16 protein-coding genes are annotated in these 23,465 nt (G+C 37.9%); 9 read left to right on the top strand and 7 right to left on the bottom strand.

Annotated features, from left to right (window positions below):
* Window positions 1-1,452 (bottom strand): dipeptide/tripeptide permease DtpA, encoded by a 1,452-nt coding sequence (gene dtpA, locus CTN01_RS13800; protein ID WP_045082062.1) that lies wholly within the window; start codon window positions 1,450-1,452, stop codon window positions 1-3.
* A gap of 234 nt (window positions 1,453-1,686) precedes the next feature.
* Here dtpA and CTN01_RS13795 point away from each other — a divergent pair, with 234 nt between their 5' ends.
* Both CTN01_RS13795 and CTN01_RS13790 read left to right on the top strand, forming a co-directional pair.
* Entirely contained in the window at window positions 1,687-2,991 is a 1,305-nt protein-coding gene (locus CTN01_RS13795) for a hypothetical protein (protein WP_045148895.1), read from the top strand.
* 201 nt (window positions 2,992-3,192) lie between these two features.
* Complete coding sequence (locus CTN01_RS13790) at window positions 3,193-4,281, top strand: choloylglycine hydrolase family protein (protein WP_045127429.1); 1,089 nt, start codon at window positions 3,193-3,195, stop codon at window positions 4,279-4,281.
* 51 nt (window positions 4,282-4,332) lie between these two features.
* On the opposite strand, the gene yciH is transcribed toward CTN01_RS13790, so the two are convergent.
* Complete coding sequence (gene yciH, locus CTN01_RS13785) at window positions 4,333-4,656, bottom strand: stress response translation initiation inhibitor YciH (protein WP_005365278.1); 324 nt, start codon at window positions 4,654-4,656, stop codon at window positions 4,333-4,335.
* A 121-nt stretch (window positions 4,657-4,777) separates the two neighbouring features.
* Between yciH and CTN01_RS13780 the strand changes: the two genes are divergently transcribed.
* Both CTN01_RS13780 and CTN01_RS13775 read left to right on the top strand, forming a co-directional pair.
* Complete coding sequence (locus CTN01_RS13780; protein ID WP_045148893.1) at window positions 4,778-5,404, top strand: HAD family hydrolase; 627 nt, start codon at window positions 4,778-4,780, stop codon at window positions 5,402-5,404.
* An 85-nt stretch (window positions 5,405-5,489) separates the two neighbouring features.
* On the top strand, window positions 5,490-6,002 hold the full coding sequence (locus CTN01_RS13775; protein WP_045148891.1) for an ATP-dependent zinc protease family protein: 513 nt from the start codon (window positions 5,490-5,492) through the stop codon (window positions 6,000-6,002).
* A gap of 71 nt (window positions 6,003-6,073) precedes the next feature.
* Here CTN01_RS13775 and CTN01_RS13770 read toward each other — a convergent pair whose 3' ends face one another.
* Entirely contained in the window at window positions 6,074-6,430 is a 357-nt protein-coding gene (locus tag CTN01_RS13770; RefSeq protein WP_045148889.1) for a DUF3319 domain-containing protein, read from the bottom strand.
* Window positions 6,431-6,642: 212 nt separating this feature from the next.
* Here CTN01_RS13770 and CTN01_RS13765 point away from each other — a divergent pair, with 212 nt between their 5' ends.
* On the top strand, window positions 6,643-7,611 hold the full coding sequence (locus CTN01_RS13765) for a tyrosine-type recombinase/integrase (RefSeq protein ID WP_045148888.1): 969 nt from the start codon (window positions 6,643-6,645) through the stop codon (window positions 7,609-7,611).
* Between the two features lie 87 nt (window positions 7,612-7,698).
* Here CTN01_RS13765 and CTN01_RS13760 read toward each other — a convergent pair whose 3' ends face one another.
* From CTN01_RS13760 to CTN01_RS13750, 3 genes are all read right to left on the bottom strand, one after another.
* On the bottom strand, window positions 7,699-8,694 hold the full coding sequence (locus CTN01_RS13760) for a D-alanine--D-alanine ligase (protein WP_045148886.1): 996 nt from the start codon (window positions 8,692-8,694) through the stop codon (window positions 7,699-7,701).
* A 307-nt stretch (window positions 8,695-9,001) separates the two neighbouring features.
* Window positions 9,002-9,907, bottom strand: a complete 906-nt coding sequence (locus CTN01_RS13755; protein WP_045148957.1) for an SPOR domain-containing protein — start codon at window positions 9,905-9,907, stop codon at window positions 9,002-9,004.
* Window positions 9,908-10,120: 213 nt separating this feature from the next.
* A complete protein-coding gene (locus CTN01_RS13750) occupies window positions 10,121-12,280 on the bottom strand; it encodes a TonB-dependent siderophore receptor (protein WP_244156035.1) in 2,160 nt (719 codons plus the stop codon).
* A 366-nt stretch (window positions 12,281-12,646) separates the two neighbouring features.
* On the opposite strand from CTN01_RS13750, the gene CTN01_RS13745 reads away from it, so the two are divergent.
* Both CTN01_RS13745 and CTN01_RS13735 read left to right on the top strand, forming a co-directional pair.
* Window positions 12,647-13,156, top strand: a complete 510-nt coding sequence (locus CTN01_RS13745) for a membrane protein (protein ID WP_045148884.1) — start codon at window positions 12,647-12,649, stop codon at window positions 13,154-13,156.
* Between the two features lie 488 nt (window positions 13,157-13,644).
* Window positions 13,645-16,380 (top strand): bifunctional acetate--CoA ligase family protein/GNAT family N-acetyltransferase, encoded by a 2,736-nt coding sequence (locus CTN01_RS13735; protein ID WP_045148882.1) that lies wholly within the window; start codon window positions 13,645-13,647, stop codon window positions 16,378-16,380.
* Between the two features lie 80 nt (window positions 16,381-16,460).
* Here CTN01_RS13735 and CTN01_RS13730 read toward each other — a convergent pair whose 3' ends face one another.
* Window positions 16,461-18,410, bottom strand: coding sequence for a CHASE3 domain-containing protein (locus CTN01_RS13730; protein ID WP_045148880.1), 1,950 nt, complete (start codon window positions 18,408-18,410; stop codon window positions 16,461-16,463).
* A 339-nt stretch (window positions 18,411-18,749) separates the two neighbouring features.
* Between CTN01_RS13730 and CTN01_RS13725 the strand changes: the two genes are divergently transcribed.
* Both CTN01_RS13725 and CTN01_RS13720 read left to right on the top strand, forming a co-directional pair.
* Window positions 18,750-19,541 (top strand): DUF4344 domain-containing metallopeptidase, encoded by a 792-nt coding sequence (locus CTN01_RS13725; RefSeq protein WP_249033684.1) that lies wholly within the window; start codon window positions 18,750-18,752, stop codon window positions 19,539-19,541.
* A 181-nt stretch (window positions 19,542-19,722) separates the two neighbouring features.
* Window positions 19,723-23,463: an intermembrane phospholipid transport YdbH family protein gene (locus CTN01_RS13720; protein ID WP_045148876.1), complete on the top strand. Its 3,741-nt coding sequence runs from the start codon at window positions 19,723-19,725 to the stop codon at window positions 23,461-23,463.
* Window positions 23,464-23,465 lie beyond the last annotated feature (2 nt).

Here is a 23,465-nt window from a genome sequence, read left to right as displayed (position 1 = left end):
TTATTTACCTTGTATAACACGAGTGAGTTTAGGTGCCATAATTAATGTGATTATGGCAATAATACCAGTTATAACGCCAATTTCTTTAAATACTACACCATAAATTTCTAACGTTGTATGTGGATCAGTTACCCCTTTAGGTGCGGCTGTTAATGTCGCAACCCACCCTGCTATAACCGCTGCGGTTGCTGAAGTTAAAAACCACATACCCATTGCAAAACCCATCATCCGTTGTGGCACTAACTGGGCTATCATCGCAAGCCCTAACCCTGATACTAATAGTTCGCCAAGAGATTGTAATAAGTAGCTAAGTATTAACCAATTTGAGCTCATTATGCCGTTGGCATCTGCATAATGACTGCCCAAAGTTAATATAAGAAATGCACAACTACATAACACCATACCTAAAGCAAACTTAAACGGCATTGAAAACTTTTCACCCGTTTTGTTGTAAACCATGGCAAGTATTGGGCTACAGATCATGATCCAAAATGGACTGAGTGCTTGAAATTGCTCTGGCTGTACTTCGATACCAAAGATCTTGTGTTGAATGTTGTGTATAGCGAAGAAATTTAATGAGGTTGGCATTTGAAAGTAAAGCACAAAGAACACAATTCCTTGCAGCATAAGTACGAACGCAACCATCATCTTTGCGCGCTCTATTCCTGTCGTTTGTAATGCTTCTTTAAAATATAGGGTCACAATGGTGACACCCACGACAGCAAGGATAAGGTGAGCATAAAAGATGTGCTGCAATAAATACGCACTCGCAAAGGCTAATAGAATAGTACCTATAACGACCATAGAATAATAACGGTAATTAACAGGTTCTTTATCTGGCTGAGAACCTATGTTGCTCACTAATCGACGGCTAACAAGAAAGTTAGCGATAGTGATAAGTAAGCCAATCGAGCTTACGCCAAAAGCGACACCATAACCTAGCTGCTCAGATATCCATGGGGTAAGTAATGTAGATATAAACGAGCCGAGGTTAATCGCCATGTAATACATGGTAAAAGCACCATCTAATCGCGGATCATTTTCTTCATAAACTTTAGCTAACAAGCTGGATGGGTTTGCTTTAAACAGGCCATTACCAATAGTAATAAACCCCATCGCAATATAAATTAGTCCCTTGCTATTAAATTCGCCTGACGCTGAAACACCCAGTAGTGCATACCCTACCATAAGCACAATTGCACCCAGTACTATGGTGCGTTTCGTACCTATTATTTTATCACCGACCCAACCACCAATAGCAATAGAGCCAAATACCAATGCTGAAAATGCGCCAAATAAGGTAAATGACTCTGCTTCTGACATCGCGAGTACATCAACCAAGTAAACGGTAAGGATGGCTTGCATGCCATAAAAACCAAAACGTTCCCAAAACTCGATAGAAAAAATGAGATAAAACGGCTTGGGTTGTTTAAAAACGTTGAGCTCTGACATGTCTATTCTCTTTATTTTTTTGGCATTTTCAGTCACCGTTCCAACATAGTATTTTATTGAGTTAAGCGCTTTTTATGTTGCGGCATTATTTTAAATTTTTTTTATATATGACACCTTCACTATAGAACATTCCTGTTTCTCTACCTCAATTCTTAATTCTGCGATTTTTGATCATTTATTGCTCACTATCCTTTCTGTAATTGATTTTGCAAACAATAAGTACAGGAATAATTGATGAAGTACTCGACACTTTTTGTGTTATTAGCTTCTTTAGCCTATTCAGGATGTGGTGGTGGAAGTTCTGATGACACAACAAATACAGCTGCAGTTGATACAACAACCGCTAATACCCCTACACTTGATGAGCAACTTCCCAGCACACCAGAGGCCGAAACTGAACCTGCTGATAATCCTGAACCTAAGTTTTTGATCAATGATATATCAAGTGGTTATTACGATAAGCTGTATGACGCTGTAGGTAACGAGTTAACGTTAGATAAAGATCAGGTTTTATCTATGCAAGACGCATTAGTTGATGATGTGTTACCTATTTTGACAGAGGAACAACAAAATACATTTAACGAGGCTTATAAGGCATTTGAAGATCTAGACGAAAAGAATGAGGTTGATAAGGTTTTATTTTCCAATAGCATGATTGATGCAATGTTAAGTAGTGCTGATAAAGCGACGCAAGACAAATACTTCCCTTCTTTTCGTTTGTTCCGTAAGCAAACACATCACCTGTTCCCTATTTCACGATTAGGTGATTACAGCTGGTTATTTGAGTTTCTAAATCAACGTTCTTGGTTAACTCATATCATTTTAATCCCACCAGAAACTACTGACGATTATACTGCGACTTGCCGTGAAAATGATGTACCGATCCCACCCGATTGGGGCTCTGATTTATGGGTACATCAAGGCACAGCAACCACTGATTTTCTTGCTAGTAGAAGAACCGAAGTTTATGCCTATGAAGATCCTAGTGTCGCTGGCGCATGTATGGCATTACCTCGTTGGAGTTTAGGCGCTTCTGGCAATGAATATATACAATTTCTTGGTATTATTTGCCAAAGTCAAACCACAGGTAAAGCGTGTTTTTGGGATAATATCAGTAAAGAAACAGGCGGAAGAATTACAGGTGGTGAAGATTTAACGTTTAAGATTTCGGATATTCAAAATGGTGATAATCTCGCAGAAAACTGTACTAACTGCCATAGAGGTAAGAACGTTTTCTTAATACACCCTGACACGCCAATAGACATTTCCGATGATTACGACATTGATCCGAATATTCGCTATCAGCCTATCTCAGCCCAAGGATGGACAAATCCACCTGCCTTTGCCGAGCTTGGCGATGGTGCTTGTGCGAGTTGCCATGAGATAGGTGGGATTTCCTTTGATTATTGCAACACAGTTCTAAGAAGTGCGGCAAATCAAACCATGCCTAGTGCTGCACTTCCTGCTGGTTGGGAGGGTGATGAGACTTTCTATGGGACACATATTCAAGCAATGATTGATGCCGGCTGCCGAGAGTAGCCTGTAACATACTATAACAGGCTGCTTTTGCAGCCATTTTCATTGCTGATTCAAAGTATAACGAAGATAAAAAACCTTACATAAAGAATAATTTAATATCAAAACCACCTTTTCAGTACAGTTAATGAGGTTATTTAGGTTTTTTACTTTTATTTCTACTACCTTTGTTTTGAATTTATTATAAATATTAAGGTAATGATTATGAAAAAGTTTCTTCTTCCTCTGTGTATAGGTATGGCTATCACCTCATTACCAGCAGCCGCATGTACTGGTATTGTATTAAAGAGTGATGATGGCGTAACAATCCCTGCCCGTACAATGGAATTTGGTTTTGATGTTGAATCAGATATTGCTATGGTTCCTGCTGGTACTGAAATAAAGTCACTTTCAAGTAATCCTGATAAAACGGGACTTGTTTATAAAGCTAAATATGGTTTTGGTGGTGCCAACGCCTTTGATCGCAACATAATTGTTGATGGTATGAACGAGAAAGGTTTGTACTACGGCGCATTTTATTTTGCAGGTGTTGCTAAATATTCGGAATTAACGAAAGAAAATCAGGCTCAAGCAGTATCTAGTGAGGAGTTAGGTAACTATATCCTTGCGAACTTCGCAAACATTGATGAAGTTAAAAAAGGACTAGAAAAAATAACCGTTGTCGGAACTCTAATTAAGGAAATTGGCGGTATTGCTCCATTGCATTATGCTGTTACTGATGCGAAAGGTGATTCAATTGTCATTGAGTATTCTAAAGATGGTTTGAAAATCCATGTTAATAAACTAGGTGTTGTCACAAACCCGCCGTCATACGATTGGCATGAAACGCATGTACGAAACTTTATTGGACTATCACCTGAAAACACTAAACCGATAGAAATTAATGGTGTAAAACTAACAGGTATTAGCCAAGGTACAGGTATGGTCGGTCTTCCAGGGGATTACACTTCACCTAGTCGATTTGTACGTGCTGTAACATTCGTGAATTCTTCATTGCCATCAAAGAACGCAGATGAAGCTGTCTTCCGTGCATTTCATATTCTAAATGCCTTTGATATTCCAAAAGGTTTAATTGTAGAAAATACTGATGATGGAGATTTTCACGATTACACGGTATGGACTTCAGTATCTGACACTAAAAACAAAGATTATTACTTTAAGACATACTTAACGCCTCAACATATGAAGTTGAATATTGTCGATGCGTTAAAGGGACTAAAAGCGCCAAAAATCATAGAAATGGAATCAACGCATACTTATAACGATATTACAGGCCAATTTAGCCAGAAATAATATTTTCAAATCAAAAGAGGCCTCTAATGGCCTCTTTTCTATATTGCAGACTCAACCGCCAGCTAATTTTACGGTGTGACCTTTTTTCTCAAGGTGCGCTTTAATTACATCACGCTTATCGCCTTGAATTTCAATTTTTCCATCTTTTACTGAACCACCACAGCCACATACTTTCTTTAATTCAGCAGCAATGAGCTTTAGTTGGGTATCCTCAACATCTAAGCCAGTAACAATTGAAACACCCTTGCCTTTGCGACCTTTAGTTTCACGCTGAATACGGACAATACCATCACCTTTTGGGCGAACGGGTGCTGCTGTTTCTTCTTTAATTCGACCAGTTTCGGTTGAGAAAACTAAACGACTGTTATCATTCATTATGCAATTAGTCTCATTATTTGCTTGGTTATTGTGAATAAGCTTTCAAGTTCACACATGAATCTTGCTAATTCGCTTTCAGCTAATATTATCAAGAAAAGAAGACAAAACGGAACAGCTTATGATTCGGAATGTTATATTTGATTTTGGTGCTGTGTTATTCCAGTGGAATCCACAGAAAATAGTAGAAACTTTTACACAATCTATAGATGAGCAAAATATCCTAATGGAACAAGTGCTCGCTCATTCTGATTGGTTAGCGCTTGATCGTGGTACTATGCTATTAGCTGAAGAAATTCCGAAATTCGCAGCGCGGACGGGTATTTCTTGCCAACGCATGGAAGAATTTATCAACCACATACAATTAAGTTTGGAAAAAATACCTGAAACAGAAGCATTATTTTTTAGAATTCTCGATAAAAACTACCCTACCTACTATCTAACCAATATGTGTAGTGCTTTTTTTGAAACCTTATACGAGAAGCACCATTTTATTTCATTTTTTGACGGTGGTGTTGTTTCAGGAAAAGAGCTAACTATGAAGCCTGAGCCTGAAATCTTTCATCTTTTATGTCAACGTTATCATCTTAATCCCCATGAATGCCTTTTTATTGATGATCATTATCCTAATATCGAAACAGCTAAATCACTCGGGTTTAATACGGTGCATTTTACACCAACGCAAGATTGTATAAGAGAAATAGAAGAAGCACTTGCAATGTTTAGCCCTAAAATTCAAGCTTTATAATGAAATTTAACAATCACTTGAACCAATAAGGATATATCCAGTCTATTATCAATAAATAGATCTATTATTCGTTTCAGGAGTATGTGTGAAAAACATTCTTATCTCTGCGGTGCTTTTGCTAGCCTCAGGAACAACTTTTGCAGCCCCACAATGTGATGGTAAGTCCATTGTTGGTCCCGTTGAAACTATCAAGGTACACGATCTTGGTATTAATTATAAAGCCCGTATAGACACAGGTGCTAACACAACATCTATCAATGCTTACAATATCAAAATCGACGGAAAAACTGAGAACGATGACAGTAAGCAAGGCATGCATGATAATTTAGGACACAATATTACTTTCACAACAGAGAATGAACTTGGTCAGGAAGTCACGCATACCGCTAAAATTATTAAAGTAAGTAAAATTCGTAATGCGCAAGGTGTCGAGCGTCGTTATGCCGTTGTAATGGATCTGATTTGGAACGGTCAGAGCAAAGCAATTCCTGTAAACTTACGTGATCGTAGTAAATTAAAATACAAACTCTTGATTGGACGTAACTGGCTTGAAGGTGATTACCTTGTTGATGTTACTAAAGAAGATGCTGACGATTAGATAATAAAACGCAAAGATTAAGACATAACGATTAAAACAAAGCCTGCTGAATTAGCAGGCTTTGTCGTTTATTACGCTTTAGATTGTTTCTCAATGACTTTATCAAGGTATTGCTTAATGGATGTCGCATTACCCTTTAATAACTGCCCTCTTAAAAGCAAATACCATTCATTAGGCTTACCAGTATCATTACGTATGATAAAACCACGATAGTTCTCAGATGAACCATTGGATACTGGCTTTGAGGATTGAGATGAGAACTTCTGAGGATGAATGAATGTACTCATGTCCAACCACCAATCAACACTTTTTTTTATTTCAGTCAGCGTGCCGCTGATAGGGTTACCTTTAATTGCTGATTTCCATTCATTGGTAACGCCCGTTGTATTTTCAATAGTATATCCACGGTGAAAAATCCGTTTTTTCATACTGTTGATCCTTGTTTAACGTTAAGTCCAACATCATGATAACAAGGTTACCATTTGTAAATAAATGCTGAGCAATTTAAGCATGATGTTTTATTTATGACTAGTATTTAATGCTACTAAAGCGGCTTATGTTTAAAGTTTGCATACTTTGTTAACATATAGTGTTATAATTTCTCTTAGAGATAAAGTTATAGTGCATTAGGTGTTAAGTTATGGCAAAAAAAATTCCAATTATTGATTGTGATGAAAAGCGTGCCAAAAGCATTACTCAGTTCAAACAAGTGGCAGATAACATCGCTATTTGGCAATCACTTACCCATCATAGTTACGCTGAAAATACCTTGGTGGCGTTTAAAAATGATTGGAACCACTTTTTAATATTCTGCGAAAGGAATAAGGTATCAGCATTACCTGCAACAGCCGAAACAGTGCATCGATTTATCGAAAAAATGGCAGAGTCACGTAAATTAGCCAGCCTAAAACGTTACATTGTCACTATAGGACTAATTCACAAATGTCATGCCCTACCTAATCCATGTCAAAGCCAAGAAATTAAGCTCGCAATGCATAAGCAGCGGTTAGATAAACATGATGATTACACCCATGCACAAGGCTTTAGAGATAATCATTTACAGGCATTACTTGATATCTTTGCCCTATCAACAAAACCCAAAGATGTCCGAGATATGGCAATTTGGGCTATTACCTTTGAGGCAATGTTAAAGCGTTCAGAAGTCGCTGCACTTACAATAAATCATATTGAAATAGAAGATTCGGGGTTAATCAACATCACAGTTAACGATCGCATTATTGCCCTTAGTGATTTAGCCTCTAAAGCGGTTCAACGCTGGTTAACACTCGGCATGATTATGGACAGCTTTGTATTTAGGCGTATTGATAGACACAGTAATATTGGCGATAAACCACTGGATCACTCATCAATTTACCGTGTGTTCCGTCGCGCAAGCCAAGAGTTAGATTTACCTGCTGATGTCATTTTCTCAGGACAATCACCCCGTGTTGGTGCAAGCCAAGATTTAGCCGATTCAGGTCTATCTATTAGTCAAATTCAGCATCAAGGACGTTGGCGAAGCCCAGCTATGCCTGCGCAATATATTGGCCAACGTGGTAAACGTGATAATGAATTAAAAAAATTCGCTAAGAAAAACAGCGATAAATAACTTAACATCCACCAGCAAAAAGCCCGTAAACTTGTTCATAAACATGTTAACGGGCTTTAATTTATATTTAGCTAGACGTGGTGATGATTACTTCACTGCACTCTTAATTGATTGTTCTATGAACTCAGCAAATTTATGTCCGTGATGCTCTAGCATTTTCGGGAACATAGATATTGGTGTCATTCCAGGGAAGGTATTGATTTCGTTAAGTAGGATTTCATTGTCTTCACTAAGGAAGAAATCAATACGAGAAAGATCTTTCAGCTTCATTTGTACAAACGCTTTACGTGCGTAAGTGCGGATCGCTTCAATTTGCTCTTCCGTTAAGTTCTCGGCTTCAACCATGGTGGTTGATACACTATCAACGCTGTATTTTTCTTCGTAGCTGTAGAATTTATCAGTCGGACAAGATACTTCACCCGGCTTAGTGATCACTAGCTCGTCACCGTATTGGTAAGCTGCAATTTCTAGTTCACGTGGACGAATCGCTTTTTCAATAAGTACTTGATCAGAGTAACCAAACGCATTATTAACAGCATCTGTTAGTTCTTGTTCAGTCGTTACGCAGTAACAACCAACAGATGATCCCTGACAAGCCGCTTTAACAAAGACCTTACCCCACTTAGAAAACGCATCACGTGCTTCTTGATGCGATTCTTGGTTGTTTTCACTTAGGAAAACATAAGGTGTGTTAGGAATGTTTAGCGCATCAAACCACAGTTTTGTTGTGATCTTATTAAAGCAATTTGTGCTTGCTTCTGCTCCACACCCTAAGAAAGGTAGACCAGCGATTGTCAGTAAAGATTGCAGATCGCCCGTTTCACCTGGGAAACCATGAACACAAGGAATGACATAATCGATCACAACTTCTTGATCACCAACAATCAATGTTTTATCTAAATTTAGCTCGCAAGAACGATTTTCAGCGTCTAACCAGCCGTCATTTTTAGTCATCTCAACACGAGTATAAGTAACACCGCTGATCGTTTTTAGCTGCTCTTCAATAAAGTTTGCTGATACGAGAGAAACTTCATGCTCAGCGCTACCGCCGCCGCATAATAATAAAACATGGATAGAGCTCATCATCATCCCTTGTAAACGCCGTTAGCTTTCGATGCAGCCAACGTGAAATAATTAATAACTTTGATACAAATAGAACCAATGCAAAATCATCAAAGTCTGTTTGAATAACATAGTAATCAAAAAATTCGATACTGTGCACCCTCTGCTATCGCGAATCGTGATTTATTTTAAATTTAGCTAGTTACTTGTTTAGTAAATCGACGCTTCTAACACAGTGCTTACATGTATCTGCTGAACTTAAGGCAATAAAAAAGTCATTTACCGTAATAAATGACTTTTCCTCAACATAATCTGTGATGTGAAATGCTTAACGAATACGTTGTAATGTTGGATATTGTGTTGCTTCAATATCTGCGAGATTACGAACAAATGCGCCTGATTGAACCACTTTTTGTGGCATGGCAGCCAGTGCTGCTTTTGCGGTTTCGTAATCCTTGTAATGGCCATATAACAAGGTATAAACACTACTACCATTGATCATCTTATCATTTAGCCATGCAGGTTGATCCGCTGGTAACTGACTTAAATAAGGTTTGAACTCATTCGTTTCACGCATAGCTAAGAGTTGAATGCTAAATCCTTTAACTGCTGTTGTTTTCTCTCCTACAGCAGTTTCTTCTGTCGTCGTCTCTTTATCAACCGCGTTTTGTGTTTCATCAATAGGCTGCGTATTTGGCGTGGCTTCTGTCGGTTGTTCATTCACAACTTCAGGCTGTGGCGTATTTTCAACTGTTTTTTCTTCCGCTTGATCAGTTGTTACTGCCGTCGCAACTGTCGCTGTAGTTTCTGTTGTAGCCTCAGCTAAATTTTTGTCCTGAGTGTTTTCAGAAATACGTTGTGATGAGACTTGATGATCTTCACCCACGATATCTACCATATCATTAGGTGTTTGAACCTCAGAATTATTAGCTGGTGCTATATTTTGCTCAGGCTCTATCGCTGTTGTCTGTGTATTTGGGGTTTCAGTCACGGTATGTTCAATAGAAGGTGTCGTTTCTGTTGGTAGTTGTTTTTCACTAATGGCAACAGAGTCACTGGATAAATACAAAGGTTCAGACACAACACTTGGATCGACTTCCGCTACGGTATCAATAGGTTTCATTGTTTGTTCTGCATTAGATTGATTAATTGTTTCAATCGGTGCTTGAGTGTGCGGTGTCGACATACAGCCAGTAAGTGCAGCTAGCATACTGATAGTAAATATTTTTTTCATGATTGGATTCAGACCTAACGAAAGTGTAGCAACAACATTAATGATATTCTGCCGTGCCTTCATTCACCAATCAACAGTAAGCTTATATTAATACACTCTTTATTAAGTAATTGTTTTAAAAGTCACGCTAAAAAGAAAAAAAAGAGCCCTGCATTATACAGGGCTAAATATTACGGATAAAAAGAGTTAATAAGAATAAGTAGATTTGTTAGATTAAAATGCTGCATTGACGCCTAATGTGAACTCTCGGCCATCAGCTACAGTTGTACTTGTTTTACCACCACCGCCAAAGTATTCGGTATCGAATAGGTTCTTAACATTTAAGCGCAATTCAACATCTGTTTCAGCAACACTCATGCCGTAAGAGACACCTGAGTCAAAACGAATATATCCATCTTTCGACACTGTGTTTTGGTTATCAGCAAAACGTTTACCTTCATAAACTGCACCAAGGTTTAATGCTAGTTGGTCATTAACTTCATAACGACTCCACACATTTGCAGACCACTCAGGCGTATCAGCAGGTCGTTTACCATCTAGGCTATCACCTGCAGGTCGTTCATATTTAGCATCTAAATACATCATAGAGCCTGTTAAGAACAGTTGATCTGTCACTTGTCCTTGTGCTCCAAGTTCAAAACCACGGTGTTTTTGCTTGCCGGCTTGAGTTGTAATTTGATCAAAATTAGGGTTATCAACGATTTCTTCCGTCACTTTAATATTTGAAACTTCAATATCAAAGATAGCACCTGTTAATAATAAGCTTTCATCAAACAATGCCCACTTTGTACCTAACTCATACTGCTCACCGTATTGCGGTTTTAAGTTAAGGCCATCATTAACGTCAGTTTTGTTATTAACAGAACCTTGTGGCATGAAACTTTTCGAGTAATTCACATAGATACTGCTATCTATTGTAGGATTAAAGACTAAGCCAGCTTTAGGAGAAACAGCATAGCTGTTATTACCATAGCCTTCTTTATGCTGCTCGTCGTAACGAACACCTGCTAAGACTTTCCAGTAATCATTGATAGTCATTAAATCTTGTACATAAAAACCAAAGTGTTTGTATGAACTATCACTTGTTGAGCGTGTACTATTGTTATAGAAGTCTGGTTTTTCAACGACATCACCAGGTTTTACTTCAATAAAGTTATTACCATTTGCGTCTTTGTACGTATAGCGTGTTTGTGAGTAATCATAATCAAGAATATTGGCACCTAAAAGTAGCTGGTGTTCTAATCCAAAAGTCTCGATACGCCCCGTTAAGTCAACATAGCCTGTTTGGAAATTCCAATCGTCATAGCGATCAAACGGTTTAATGAAATAGCCATCAGCCATATCATCGTAGCAATTATTTTTGTAACATTGATTTGGCTGTGAAGCTACATAGTTTCGATCATATTGTTGCTCGTTATAGCCAAGTTTAACTTTCCAGTCAGTATTGATTTGGTATGTTAAATCAGCACCAATATTGGTCACTTCTTTATCTGTTTGCGCCCACGGCATATCCCAGATAGTTTCTCGACTACCGATAAGATTGCCTTCATCATCGAGTCGTCCACCGTCAATACCTGACTTATCATTGGTTTTACTGTAAGCAAGTGACAATAATAGATCGTCGGTTACATCAAACTCTAAGTTTAAGTAACCTACACTTTTATCACCCTCATTGTGCTCACCATTCTGTTTATATTTTCGCGCAGAAACACTATCTTGTTTTGAAAGTACCGTGCGGTAACGAATCGTCTCAGCATCGTTTAAACTACCGCCTGCATCTAAGCTATAGCGAGTAGAGCCATTACTATTCACATCAAAACCCACTTTAGCCATATTTTCATATGTCGGTTTCTTAGTGACCATGTTAATCAAACCACCTGGACCTGATTGACCATAAAGCATACTTGATGGGCCTTTAAGCACCTCTACTTGCTCTAAAATCTCTGTCGGTTGCAGATAATATGAAAAATGTTGATGACCATTTACAAGATAGCCAGAGCTTGAACTTAAATCGAAACCGCGAATTTTAAAATATTGAAATCCCCACTTTTGACCACCAGCAGTAACGCTCGAATCATTTTCAAGAATGTCACCTAAATTATTAGCCATTTGTTCATCAGTAATAAAGCTAGGAATAACGGCAACTGACTGTGGTGTATCAATTAAATTGATATCACTTCGCATTGCACCAAATGCTTCATCAGCTTTGTAATGGTTAAACTGATTACCAAATACAACAACACGTTCAACGTCGTTATTTTCAGATAGATCATTTGATGGCTTATTTTCCTCTGCAATAGCCGGCATAGAAATTAGAGTACAAATAGCCAATGGAAGTGGTGACAACTTAAAAAGTGGCGATGGAATTTTCAAAACAACCTCAAGTAATAAAACACGTCTAAATCATTTGAGCCACAAATATAAATGAGATGAATTATCATTTTTATTTAATTTACACTGTTTACATTTCTTCATTTACATTCACAAAAAATGAAAAATTCAAACACAGTTGTCACACCACAATACCCATAGAGTATATAAGGGTAAAAATTTACCAGAAAGTGTCTGATATTTAAGGTTTCATCACTTTACAATTCATCGTAGATATTTTTAAGTGAATAGTGTTTTTTTAAAGCAGGTCAATGAAAAGCTATATTGACTAAATAGTTATTTAAGTCAGCATCTTCATTCAGTAAACTGAAGTTATTATTTTGTATTGTGTTTTATTTGGGAGTAAATATGGCTGATCCCCATATTAAATGTGAACTTGATCTATTAGACAAGCTCACTGTTGTGCTTTACCGCTCTGCATTAACTATTGCAGCAGTTATCATGGCTATTATTGGCTACGAAACGATACAGGCAACGCCATTCTTAATTATTGTTGCTTTATTAGCTTCAACAACCGTCCACATTTATGACAAACGCTTCCGCTGGCTAATTCAAGGTGCTGGCTTATTTGCCGCTATTTGGCTAATTGCTGGATTATGGCAACCATTAGCATTAGGTGCTGCTTTATTTGTGTTTAGCGCACTCTCCGTTAAAGAATACTTTTGCTTTCAAATTAAAGCATTGCTGCTTACCCCAATTGTATTAGCTGGCTTTTGGTTCTGTTTTATCTTTAATGTTCCCGCAGGCGTTATTGCGTGTGCAATGCTTGGCGCAATCTTATTAGGTGTAGCTGCATTTAGTAAGTGGCGTATGCCATTACATTTCGATATTGGTGATAAAACCCGTTATCAAGTTTAAGCAATTACGCTTTATTGATAATAAAAAAAAGAGATCATAGCGATCTCTTTTTTATATATACTAGCGCCCTGCTAATCTACGACTCTTTTTCTGCCTATACATATTCTTATCTGTAATCTCGAGTGCCAATTTAACACCTTCATCTAATGTACCAATACCATATGAAAAACTCAGATATAGCTCTTGAGATGAAAAATGCGCTTCAATACTAGTACGTATCTTTTCCATTCTTTTACTTACAACATCAATACATAGACTATCGAACAGTAATGTAAATGCATCACCACAAAGCGAATCATTACATCGTTCTCGCGTAGCATGGTTTTCATGGTATCAGCGAAAAATACCTACACGCCCTTAATACCTTATGACCCATAGTTTTAAATTTATTATGTTCAGATCACAGCTCTTTCGCTAGATTTTCCATCTTATCTGATTCAGGTTTATTCTATAACTAGCTTATCTATTAACTTTAAAGGATATCGATCATGGATGGGATGAGACGCTTACTCAAACCAAAATCAATTACCGTTATTGGCGCATCAGATAATCCTTCGCGTGCCGGTAATGTGGTTATTCGGAATCTCTTATCCGATCAATTCCGTGGTCCTATCATGCCAGTTACGCCAAAATATGATGCGGTAGCAGGCATTCTTGCTTATCCTGATATTGCTAGTCTACCCCGTGTCCCTGATTTAGCTATTGTGTGTACTCGCGCTGAATTAAATATTGATATTGTTGAACAACTGGGTAAGAAAGGCGTTAAAGCTGCAATTATTCTTGCGGCAGGAATGAATAATCCACAGTTAACCCCCGCCCCTTTCACACCAAACTATCAGCCAAGCCTTGAAGATCAAATGCTGGCGAAAGCCAAAGAATATGGAATGCGATTAATCGGCCCTAATAGTATGGGTCTTATCTTACCGTGGTTAAACTTAAACGCATCGTTTTCTCCCATCAGTGCTAATAAAGGAAATATCGCCTTTATTTCACAATCTGCTGCGGTATGTACCACTATTTTAGATTGGGCAAAAAATAAGAGTATTGGGTTTTCCACCTTTTTATCACTCGGTGATGCCTGTGATATTAACTTTGCGGAGTTGTTAGATACCTTATGCCAAGATTCTAAAACAGAAGCGATTTTGCTTTACATTGATTCGGTAAAAGATGCGCGACGCTTTATGTCTGCCGCTAGGGCCGCAGCACGTAACCGCCGAATATTGGTATTAAAAAGTGGCCGAACCCAAGCAGGCAGCTCTGCTGCACATATCCATACCGGCGGTGATATCGGCTTAGATGCGGTTTATGATGCTGCAATTAGACGATCTGGTATGTTACGAGTAAACAATACGCACGAACTATTTGCAGCGGTTGAAACACTTGCCCACTCTGTACCACTACGAGGTGAGCGCTTAGCGATTTTAACCAATGGCGGCGGGCCAGCGATTATGGCTGTTGATGCGCTTTCAGATCGCGGTGGAAAGCTTGCCCAGCTCAGCCCTGAAACCATTAATCGACTTTCAGCTGTGTTGCCTTCATGTTGGTCTCACTCTAATCCCATTGATATTATTGGTGATGCTGATATAACGCGGTACCAACAAGCGATAAAGATCTTATTAGATAGTGATGATTTTGATGCCTTATTGATCATGCACAGTCCATCTGCGATTGCACCCGATACAGCAACCGCAAATGCACTTGTTGATACTCTCCACCAGCACCCTCGAACTAAACGTTTTAATATACTGACTAATTGGGCGGGTGAAAACGAAGCAGCTACAGCACGAAGAACCTTTACAGAGGCAGGTTTTCCAGCCTATCGCACACCTGAAAGTGCAGTCTCTGCTTTCATGCATTTAGTCGAATACCGACGCAACCAAAAGCAACTGATGGAAACACCGGCTTCTGTTGGCTATGACAATCATAATTCACATCAAGTCCACGAATTAGTGAATATGATGCTGACCAATAATATTCTTCATTTGGAAACACATGAAGCTCGCCCGATTTTAGAATGTTATGGCTTTAATACTCTACCTACATGGATAGCACTTGATGCTGTTGAGGCCGTTCATATTGCTGAGCAAATAGGCTATCCCGTTGCCGTTAAGTTACGATCTCCCGATATACGACATAAATCAGAAATACATGGTGTTGTTCTTCATCTTCGTACCGCAGCAGAAGTTGAAACCGCAGCACAAGCTATCTTTGATAGAGTAGCGATGCTTTATCCCACTGCACGTATTGATGGATTATTAGTACAACGCATGGCAGATCGTTCAGGCGCACAGGAATTGCGGATCGATGTACACAATGATCCGATCTTTGGCCCAGTGATCTTAATGGGAGAAGATAATGCACATTGGGATATCCACCGTGACGCTGCTGTAGGCATACCACCGTTAAATATGGCGCTGGCTCGTTATATGGTGATCGATGCGCTAAAAACAGGAAAAATCAAGCATCGCAGTGCGTTAGAGAAAATAGACATTCCTGCTTTGTGTAATCTATTGATTAAGATCTCGCAATTGATCATCGATTGCCCAGAGATCAAAGCTCTTAATATTCATCCATTATTAATTAGCGGTAGTGATCTCACTGTGTTAGATGCTTCAATGGATATTCAATCTTTCAGTGGTGATAAACAAAAACGCCTTGCGATACGCCCTTACCCTAAAGAGTACGAGGAAAGTTGCGTACTCAAAGATAGTCAAACCTTACTATTACGCCCTATTTTGCCTGAAGATGAACCGTTACATAAAACCTTTATGTCTAAAGTTTCGGTTGAGGATCTTTATAAACGCTTTTTCTCTGATGTCGGTGAGCTAAACCATGAAGCACTCGCAAAATTTACACAAATAGATTATGACCGTGAGATGGCTTTTGTTGCCGTTGCACAAAATGCCAATATCAACCCAGATACGAATGAGAAAGAAGATGTTGTTTTAGGTGTTGCTCGGGCGTTATCCGATCCTAAAAATCATGATGCCGAGTTTGCGATTCTAGTACGCTCTGATATGAAAGGATTAGGGCTTGGCAGTATCTTAATGGACAAGTTAGTGAGATACAGTAAACAACGTGGATTACAATATTTAACGGGTATGACGATGCCATCCAATCGCGGGATGATCCATCTTGCAGAGAAAGTCGGTTTTAACATTGATGTACAACTAGAAGATGGCATTGTTGAAATGCTACTTCCCCTTGCCGATAAAAAAAGATAGCTAACTTTGAAGGCAGCAATTCAATGAATTCATCAAATTGCTGCCTTTTTTATTTTTCTGCTTATATTCAACATCTAACGTTAAACTTTAAATTGACGAATTATGTAATGCATCTGAGAAGATAAGTCAGATAGTTCTTGTGTTGATTTAACGGTTTCATTAACACTTTGAGCACTTTGCTGAGAAATCATATTCACCGTTTCCATGTTTCTATTAATTTCTTCAGTCGTTGTACTTTGCTCTTCTGAAGCATTAGCTGTTTGTGTATTCATATCGTTGATCTTGGCAATAGATTCGCTAATCACCCCAAACGCATCTCGGGATCTCGTTGCATTCACAACACTTTCTTTCACGAAGTTATTACTCTTATCCATACTGTCTACTAGTTCATTAGTACCTAACTGCACTTTTTCGATTAATTCTTGGATTTCTGTGGTTGAATCTTGTGTGCGTTTTGCTAACTCTCTAACTTCATCAGCAACAACCGCAAAACCTCGCCCTTGCTCACCAGCTCGTGCCGCTTCGATTGCAGCATTCAATGCCAATAAATTTGTTTGATCTGCGATGCCACGAATAACATCTAAAATCCCACCTATATTTTCAGTTTCTTGCACCAATTCATTTAAACGTACTGAGGTAAGATTTATCTCTTCATCAAGTTGATGGATACCTTCTATGGTCTCTTTAACAATGATAATCCCTGATTGCGCTTCCCTATTTGCTTCATTGGCAAATTGAGCCGCTGAAAATGCATTCTGTGCGACTTCTTGAACTGACATAGACATTTGATTCATCGCTACTGCCACTTCATCTGTCATATGTTGTTGTTCTTTCACACCTTGGCTTGATTGTGTCGTTATAGTGGTTAAATTATCGGATGCATATCCAAGTTGATCACTTGCATTACTCATTTTTAAAATGATTTGTTTTAAACTATCTGCTGTTGTCTGTAGTGCCGTGAGTAATACACCTACTTCATTATTACCATTTGGCTTGATTTGAATCGTTAAATTACCGTTAGCGAGTTCTTTTGCTGCAACAACCGCTCGTCCAATTGGTCCAGTGATCGTTTTCGAAATAACAATACCAATAGTCAAGGCAAGTATCGCTGTAATGATCCCTCCGAAAATAATCACTTTGGTTGCCAAATCTGCAGCATTTTCTGCCGATATTTTACGTTGCACCATTAAGTCTTTTTCAACTGCGATGATATCATTTACTTGACTACGCAGTTCATCCATATAGATCTTACCTTGCTTACTTGAAAGCTCTTGGTATAAATCTTCCATCACCTTGTAATTAAGCCCATTTGTTATCAGACTAATCGCAACTTCAGCATAATTATTGATCCAAGCACTGACAGTTCCACCTTCAAAATCATTGATTTTAAAAAAATTATCTAACTCTTTTTTACCGATATAATACGGCTCAAGGTAATTTTCATCTTTATTAATGATGTAACCGCGTAAACCTGTTTCCATATTAATTAACGCTTGTAGTACATCAGTGCTTTTATAGCCAAACTTCCTATCTTTTACTTCAACTCGAATCTGATCCATAAGCTTCTTTCCCATGCCAGAAGCTAATAGTTCATCGATTTCAGTAGCTGCATTCTCACCACTTTTAATATCTTTTCGAAGCTTAATGATCTTTTCTGCATACTTTTGCCAGTTCATCGCAACATTCTCGACTTTATCAAACCGCCGTTGTTGTGTGGGATTGTCACTGGTTAATTGTTTAACAATAGAGAGATCATTTTTGAACCTATTTTTACCACTCACATAAGGTTCTAAATATTCAGTTTGTCCACCAATAGCAAAACCGCGCAGTCCTGTTTCTTGATCGATCATCGCACTAACAAGCCCATTCGCATGATCGATAACTTTATATGTGTGTTCTACTTTTTTGGATGTTTGCTCCATTGTATTAATTGCATTCCATACAATGGTAAATAAAACGCCAAGTAAAAAAATAACGAAGCCATTACTTATTAGTAGCTTATTTCTTATTGAAATATTGGAGATATTCATAATGTATTAGCCTTTTATTATTGAGTAATAACGGCAGGTATGACGGCGATCACTTCAGTGAATCCCAAATGTCCATAGCTTATAGCCTTATATAGAATAAGCAATTAATTGCACTTAAATTTATAAACTACGGTAATTTGTTTTAAAACTGAGAATATCAAACATATTGATAAAATTATTTTTAAAGGCGTAGCATATTTAGCTAACAAAAATGCCTTATACACTATAATTTTCACTTTAAAGACAGTTAGCCGAATTATGTGAGGTATTACTGTGTATAACTATCCAAACACTGAGGGATATAAAACACGTCATTATTTATATTTACTCACTACTATCATGAGTTTTTTGTTTCTATCGCATTTTACTTACGCAGGAACGACCAAAAATATTGGTACCAATATTCCTGTCGACGATCATTACGGATTAGCGCTTGAACCTGCTCCAACTATCACTTATCGCTTTTTGCCACCAGCGATTGGACAGCAACAGATTGAACAATTTATTGAACAATCTCCTGTACTCGAAACGATCAAACAACTTAGCCAACGTCGTTTTATTTTCTCACCCAGTTTACAGATTGTGTTCGGTTCGGAAGATGGTCCACTGTTTGATCCTGTGACAAATTCAATCCACATTCCCTATCAATTTGTCATTGAAGCCCGTAAGCGTTTTAAAAATAAAGGGGGGATTAACAATCAACGAGAGTTAAACCAAGCAACAGAAGATACATTATTACATACCCTACTACATGAAATTGGTCATGCTTATATTCTCGATAGAGCAATACCTATTTTAGGTAAAGAAGAGGATTCCGTTGATAACTTTGCTACCATTCTATTGCTTAACGATATCGCAAGAGGAGATGAAATAGCGATGAACTCCGCCGACTTATTTGCGTTAGAAGATTTGGATATCGACAGTTTTGATGATGCGGATTTTGTCAGCGAGCACAGTTTAGATTTGCAGCGTTATTATAATATTTTATGTTTAGTGTATGGCAGTAACCCTAGCCGTTATCAACGTATTTTTGATGAGTTACCCGTTTCTGATCGCCAACAGCAAAAAGAGCGTTGTCCTGAATATTTTTCTGTCATTAATCAAGGCTGGTTGCATTATCTTGCAGAATAACGATGAGTACGCTGATATGAAATGATACCTTTTTTAAAATGCTCTTTTTTAAGCTATAAATAACCCAAATATGACAAAGCAATAAACAATCACTTTACTATAGGGCTATAATCTTTAATATCAATAACATGATAACGATTTACATTGTGTTGTTACACTTTTACGGATGAGTTTGTATTCTATGTCGAATGACAGTAAAAAAGATAAAAAAGCAGAAACAAACTCAGATATAGCGCAGAATAACCATACTAATACGGTTTCGCGCCCTAAGCGATTCCGCCGCTTTCTATTTTGGACGATTTTACTTTTTACAACGCTTCCGCCTGTCGTACTTTCTGTCTGGCTGAACAGTAAAGGAATCCACCTCAACAGTGTTTCAGGCTTACATTTCAAACATGGTCTTTCCGCCAAGAAAATCTCTGTCAGTATTAATGATACAAATTTGGAGTTTAATAATTTATCTCTTCAACGACGTCTCGATAAAACTAGTGGGGATGTGTCGTATCATATAGTGGCAACAAAAACTAAGCTGGTACTTCCTCCTGCAGCAAAATTAATGCTGAGAGAGAACAATGTACAACTGAACTACATTCACTTTTACGACGCTGATTTTAAATTTACTCAATTTAAAGCGCCTTTGCGTTTTTCTGCCCATGCCCGAAAAGTAACAGCATCAGCGCTGCACACTAACAGTGTGAGTGGATGGCCTAATGCTATTCAGATACTAGAAGATGTTAACGTAGATTTTAATAGTGATCCTGATATTGCGTTATCTGGCACTGTGAAGCATGGTGTGATTACTCTGTTTTTTCCTAACTATAATCCCTCTCCTCATTATCGTTTACCTTTTAACGATGGTGATTTTTCTATTGCTTGGAAGAAAGACTCAACTCCACTCAAAATTAATATCGGCTCTTTGGTTCCAGAGTGGGAAACCTTATATTCAATTTTAGAAAAGCAAATCATCACGAAAATGGCTTTCGCGATTGATTTCCATGACCCAATCGATTCAATGGTGTTAACCACTGATAAATTTCATATTGAAGAACCTAAATATTTACCTCAATTTGTTGAGCGTGCCGATATTAATAATAAGGGTTACCACTTAGGGCAAACCATTGCCAACCTTGCGCAATTGCCGATGCACAAATTTAAAGTAAAATCTTTCACTTACGGTGATTTGATTTTAGATGCGAAAGTAGTGTTGGAAACCCCACTCACTAATACCGATGGTAAGACGGAACAAAAAAAGCATAAAAAGAAAACAGGTAAAAAGCTGGTTACACAGAAACAAATTGATAGGAAAAAGGCGATAGATAAAGCGAAACAACAAGCAAAAGATCTTAACATTACAGAAGAAAAGCGAACAAAAGCGAAATTCATTGTTCGTGGTAAAGCCCTTGCACCTAACCCTTATGATCTCGATGTAACAGTTCGTCACTTAACTAAATTTGATGCGTGGGTTAATACCCACCTAACACGCAGTGACGGTAACAACCTTTACTGTGAATCTAAAGTTCTCTTTAAACAGCCATTACCAACGTACTTCAATTGTAATGCTAACTTCAAAGACACTAAAGAATTTACAGATCGCATTGGCTTAACTGAACTTCCTAATGCAAAGATCAATGGCCCACTGCGCTTTTGGGCCAAACAAACATCAGCCCCACTTGACGCGCCTAAGAACAAAAGCATGTTGCTTAACAATAAACTTGCTACCGCTTATTATGATGTAGGATTTGAACTACCTGAATCTTTTGAGATCGCCTTAAACAAGTATGCTCTCCCTGCAGGCTTATTCAAAAAATTTAATGGTGAACACGCAGCTCAAAGTAAAAACAAACAACTTGCTGATGTTAAAATGATCAGTGATGGCAGAATCGAATTTAACGTAAATTTCTACGACAAACTATTACGTGTCAATTTAAAAGATGACAGTAAAAAAATTAGTTTTGTCAACAAAAAAACGCAATCGGCTATTAATCTAAATTTTAAGGATCTAAGCTGTCTTTACCCTAATTTGCAATGTCATATTAATGCAGAAATTGAAGCTAAAGCAGATAAGATTTATCCCATGCCTGATAGTTTGATTAAAAACTTCAATTTTCATACCAACATGGTTGCAACATGGGCTAACAACCTCTTAGTCGCAAAAATGGCGAAAAATAATATTTCGATGGATAATGTTGATGTTCAAAGTCTTCCAGGCTTTCAAAAGAGTCAAAGTAAAAACGTTAACTTCCAATTAGATTCATTAGTCGGACTCTATACACAAAATAAGCAAGGTACAGTTGGTACATTTACCATCTATCAGCCAGCAGATACAAAGGCATCACTAAGTTCTGAATTTGTGGTAAACCGCCAAGAAGAAACGCATTCAAATACAAACAGGCATCAATCATTAAGTCGTTATCGTGCTGATTTAGGGATCAAAGTTAATAATTTTTATCTTAGCCAAGATTTGAAATTAGACGATGACACGCCATCAGAAAACGTGAAGCCTAACGCTGATAGTGCTAATAAAGTGGCGTCATCAAAAGTCTGTAATCCTATCATAGTGAGCCTTCATACCCCACCGTATAAACGTACTCGCGCATACAGTGTAGAAGAACTCATTAAAGATAACGTTTACCTAACGACGGCTGTAACACAATTAAATGTATGTAAGAGAATGTCCCTTTTCACAGTGCCATTGCGTGAAGGAATTCATAATCCAGATGCTTTTTTAGCCAAGTCTGTCTCTGATACATCGGGTAATATAAATCACAATAAAGAAATTGACGTCACGCTTAAACCACTGATCATTCGTTCTGATTACGGTATTGTTTTTAATGTTCAACGTAATCAATTAAAGCTGGGGAAAATTTATAGTGATGGGCACGTACAGTTATTAGGCAATGAGTTAACCCTCAATAATCAATTTAAAAACAGTAGAAAGGCTTTATTTGCTGATATTGATTTACACTCTAATTTTGACAGTGGCAACTCCCACATAAAGTTACAGCGTCACACTTTTAACTTTACACCAGAGCAAGATCTTAAAAGCTATTACATTCCAGTTTTGCCGATTGATTTAAATATTACCCATGGTCAATTAACCACAAGTGCCGATATTCATATAAATAAAGACGCACAAATTACAGGCTCTATTGGATTATCAAGCAAAGGCATTACTGGTGCGTATGAAGGCTACCGCTTCGGTAACGTTCATAGCAATGTACAATTAGCGCTCATGGCTTCTAATTTGAAAACACAAGCACCGCTGGAAATCTCAGCCGATTATCTTGATGTGGGTATTTCGATGTCAAACCCTCGTTTTGTTGCTGATTTTGATACCGCAAAGCAGTATTACCATATTGCACACGGATCTACTGAGCTTTATGGCGGTAATGTCACCATTACACCACTTACTATAACTAGCCTTAGTAATATTAAAGAAGTACCCTTGAAAGTAACAGGAGTTGATTTAAAACGTGTCATGGCGATTGCGGATCAAGACAATATAGAGCTAACAGGTAAAGTAGATGGCGTTATTCCTATTGCACTTGATAATGGCAGTATCGTGATACGTAACGCTTCACTGGACACCCGTAAACCCGGTGGCGTATTGCGTTATATTGAAGGCTCGAGCATTGATAAGAAAATTAAAGCGGCGGACGCGTCAAGTCCGCTCAATATTGCAAAGGTTCTAGAAAATTACCATTATAATAGTATTGCTCTTGCCTTTGATTACGCTAAAGATGGTGATCTTTCATTAACAACAGAAATAAAAGGTCAAAATCCAGATTTCCAGAACGGACGTCCGATCCACTTAAACGTTAATTTAAATGACAATATCCCTAAATTATTGCGCTCAAAAGATATGATTTATTCATCAAATTTAGTCGCTCAGATCAAACAACAACTTGGCATTCAAGAATAAGA

This window comes from Photobacterium angustum, from assembly GCF_003026365.1.
Classification (GTDB): Bacteria; Pseudomonadota; Gammaproteobacteria; order Enterobacterales; family Vibrionaceae; genus Photobacterium; species Photobacterium angustum.
Note: the sequence above shows the minus strand (reverse complement) of the source record. Positions and strands in the feature narration are given on the sequence as shown.

Bases quoted from the DNA above. Each gene is read 5' to 3' on its own strand.
- CTN01_RS13720 (WP_045148876.1), top strand. From the start codon at position 19,723: ATGTCGAATGACAGTAAAAAAGATAAAAAAGCAGAAACAAACTCAGAT.
- yciH (WP_005365278.1), bottom strand. From the start codon at position 4,656: ATGAATGATAACAGTCGTTTAGTTTTCTCAACCGAAACTGGTCGAATT.
- CTN01_RS13735 (WP_045148882.1), top strand. From the start codon at position 13,645: ATGGATGGGATGAGACGCTTACTCAAACCAAAATCAATTACCGTTATT.
- CTN01_RS13760 (WP_045148886.1), bottom strand. From the start codon at position 8,694: ATGAGCTCTATCCATGTTTTATTATTATGCGGCGGCGGTAGCGCTGAG.
- CTN01_RS13755 (WP_045148957.1), bottom strand. From the start codon at position 9,907: ATGAAAAAAATATTTACTATCAGTATGCTAGCTGCACTTACTGGCTGT.
- CTN01_RS13770 (WP_045148889.1), bottom strand. From the start codon at position 6,430: ATGAAAAAACGGATTTTTCACCGTGGATATACTATTGAAAATACAACG.
- dtpA (WP_045082062.1), bottom strand. From the start codon at position 1,452: ATGTCAGAGCTCAACGTTTTTAAACAACCCAAGCCGTTTTATCTCATT.
- CTN01_RS13725 (WP_249033684.1), top strand. From the start codon at position 18,750: ATGAGTTTTTTGTTTCTATCGCATTTTACTTACGCAGGAACGACCAAA.
- CTN01_RS13790 (WP_045127429.1), top strand. From the start codon at position 3,193: ATGAAAAAGTTTCTTCTTCCTCTGTGTATAGGTATGGCTATCACCTCA.
- CTN01_RS13745 (WP_045148884.1), top strand. From the start codon at position 12,647: ATGGCTGATCCCCATATTAAATGTGAACTTGATCTATTAGACAAGCTC.
- CTN01_RS13765 (WP_045148888.1), top strand. From the start codon at position 6,643: ATGGCAAAAAAAATTCCAATTATTGATTGTGATGAAAAGCGTGCCAAA.
- CTN01_RS13730 (WP_045148880.1), bottom strand. From the start codon at position 18,410: ATGAATATCTCCAATATTTCAATAAGAAATAAGCTACTAATAAGTAAT.
- CTN01_RS13795 (WP_045148895.1), top strand. From the start codon at position 1,687: ATGAAGTACTCGACACTTTTTGTGTTATTAGCTTCTTTAGCCTATTCA.
- CTN01_RS13780 (WP_045148893.1), top strand. From the start codon at position 4,778: ATGATTCGGAATGTTATATTTGATTTTGGTGCTGTGTTATTCCAGTGG.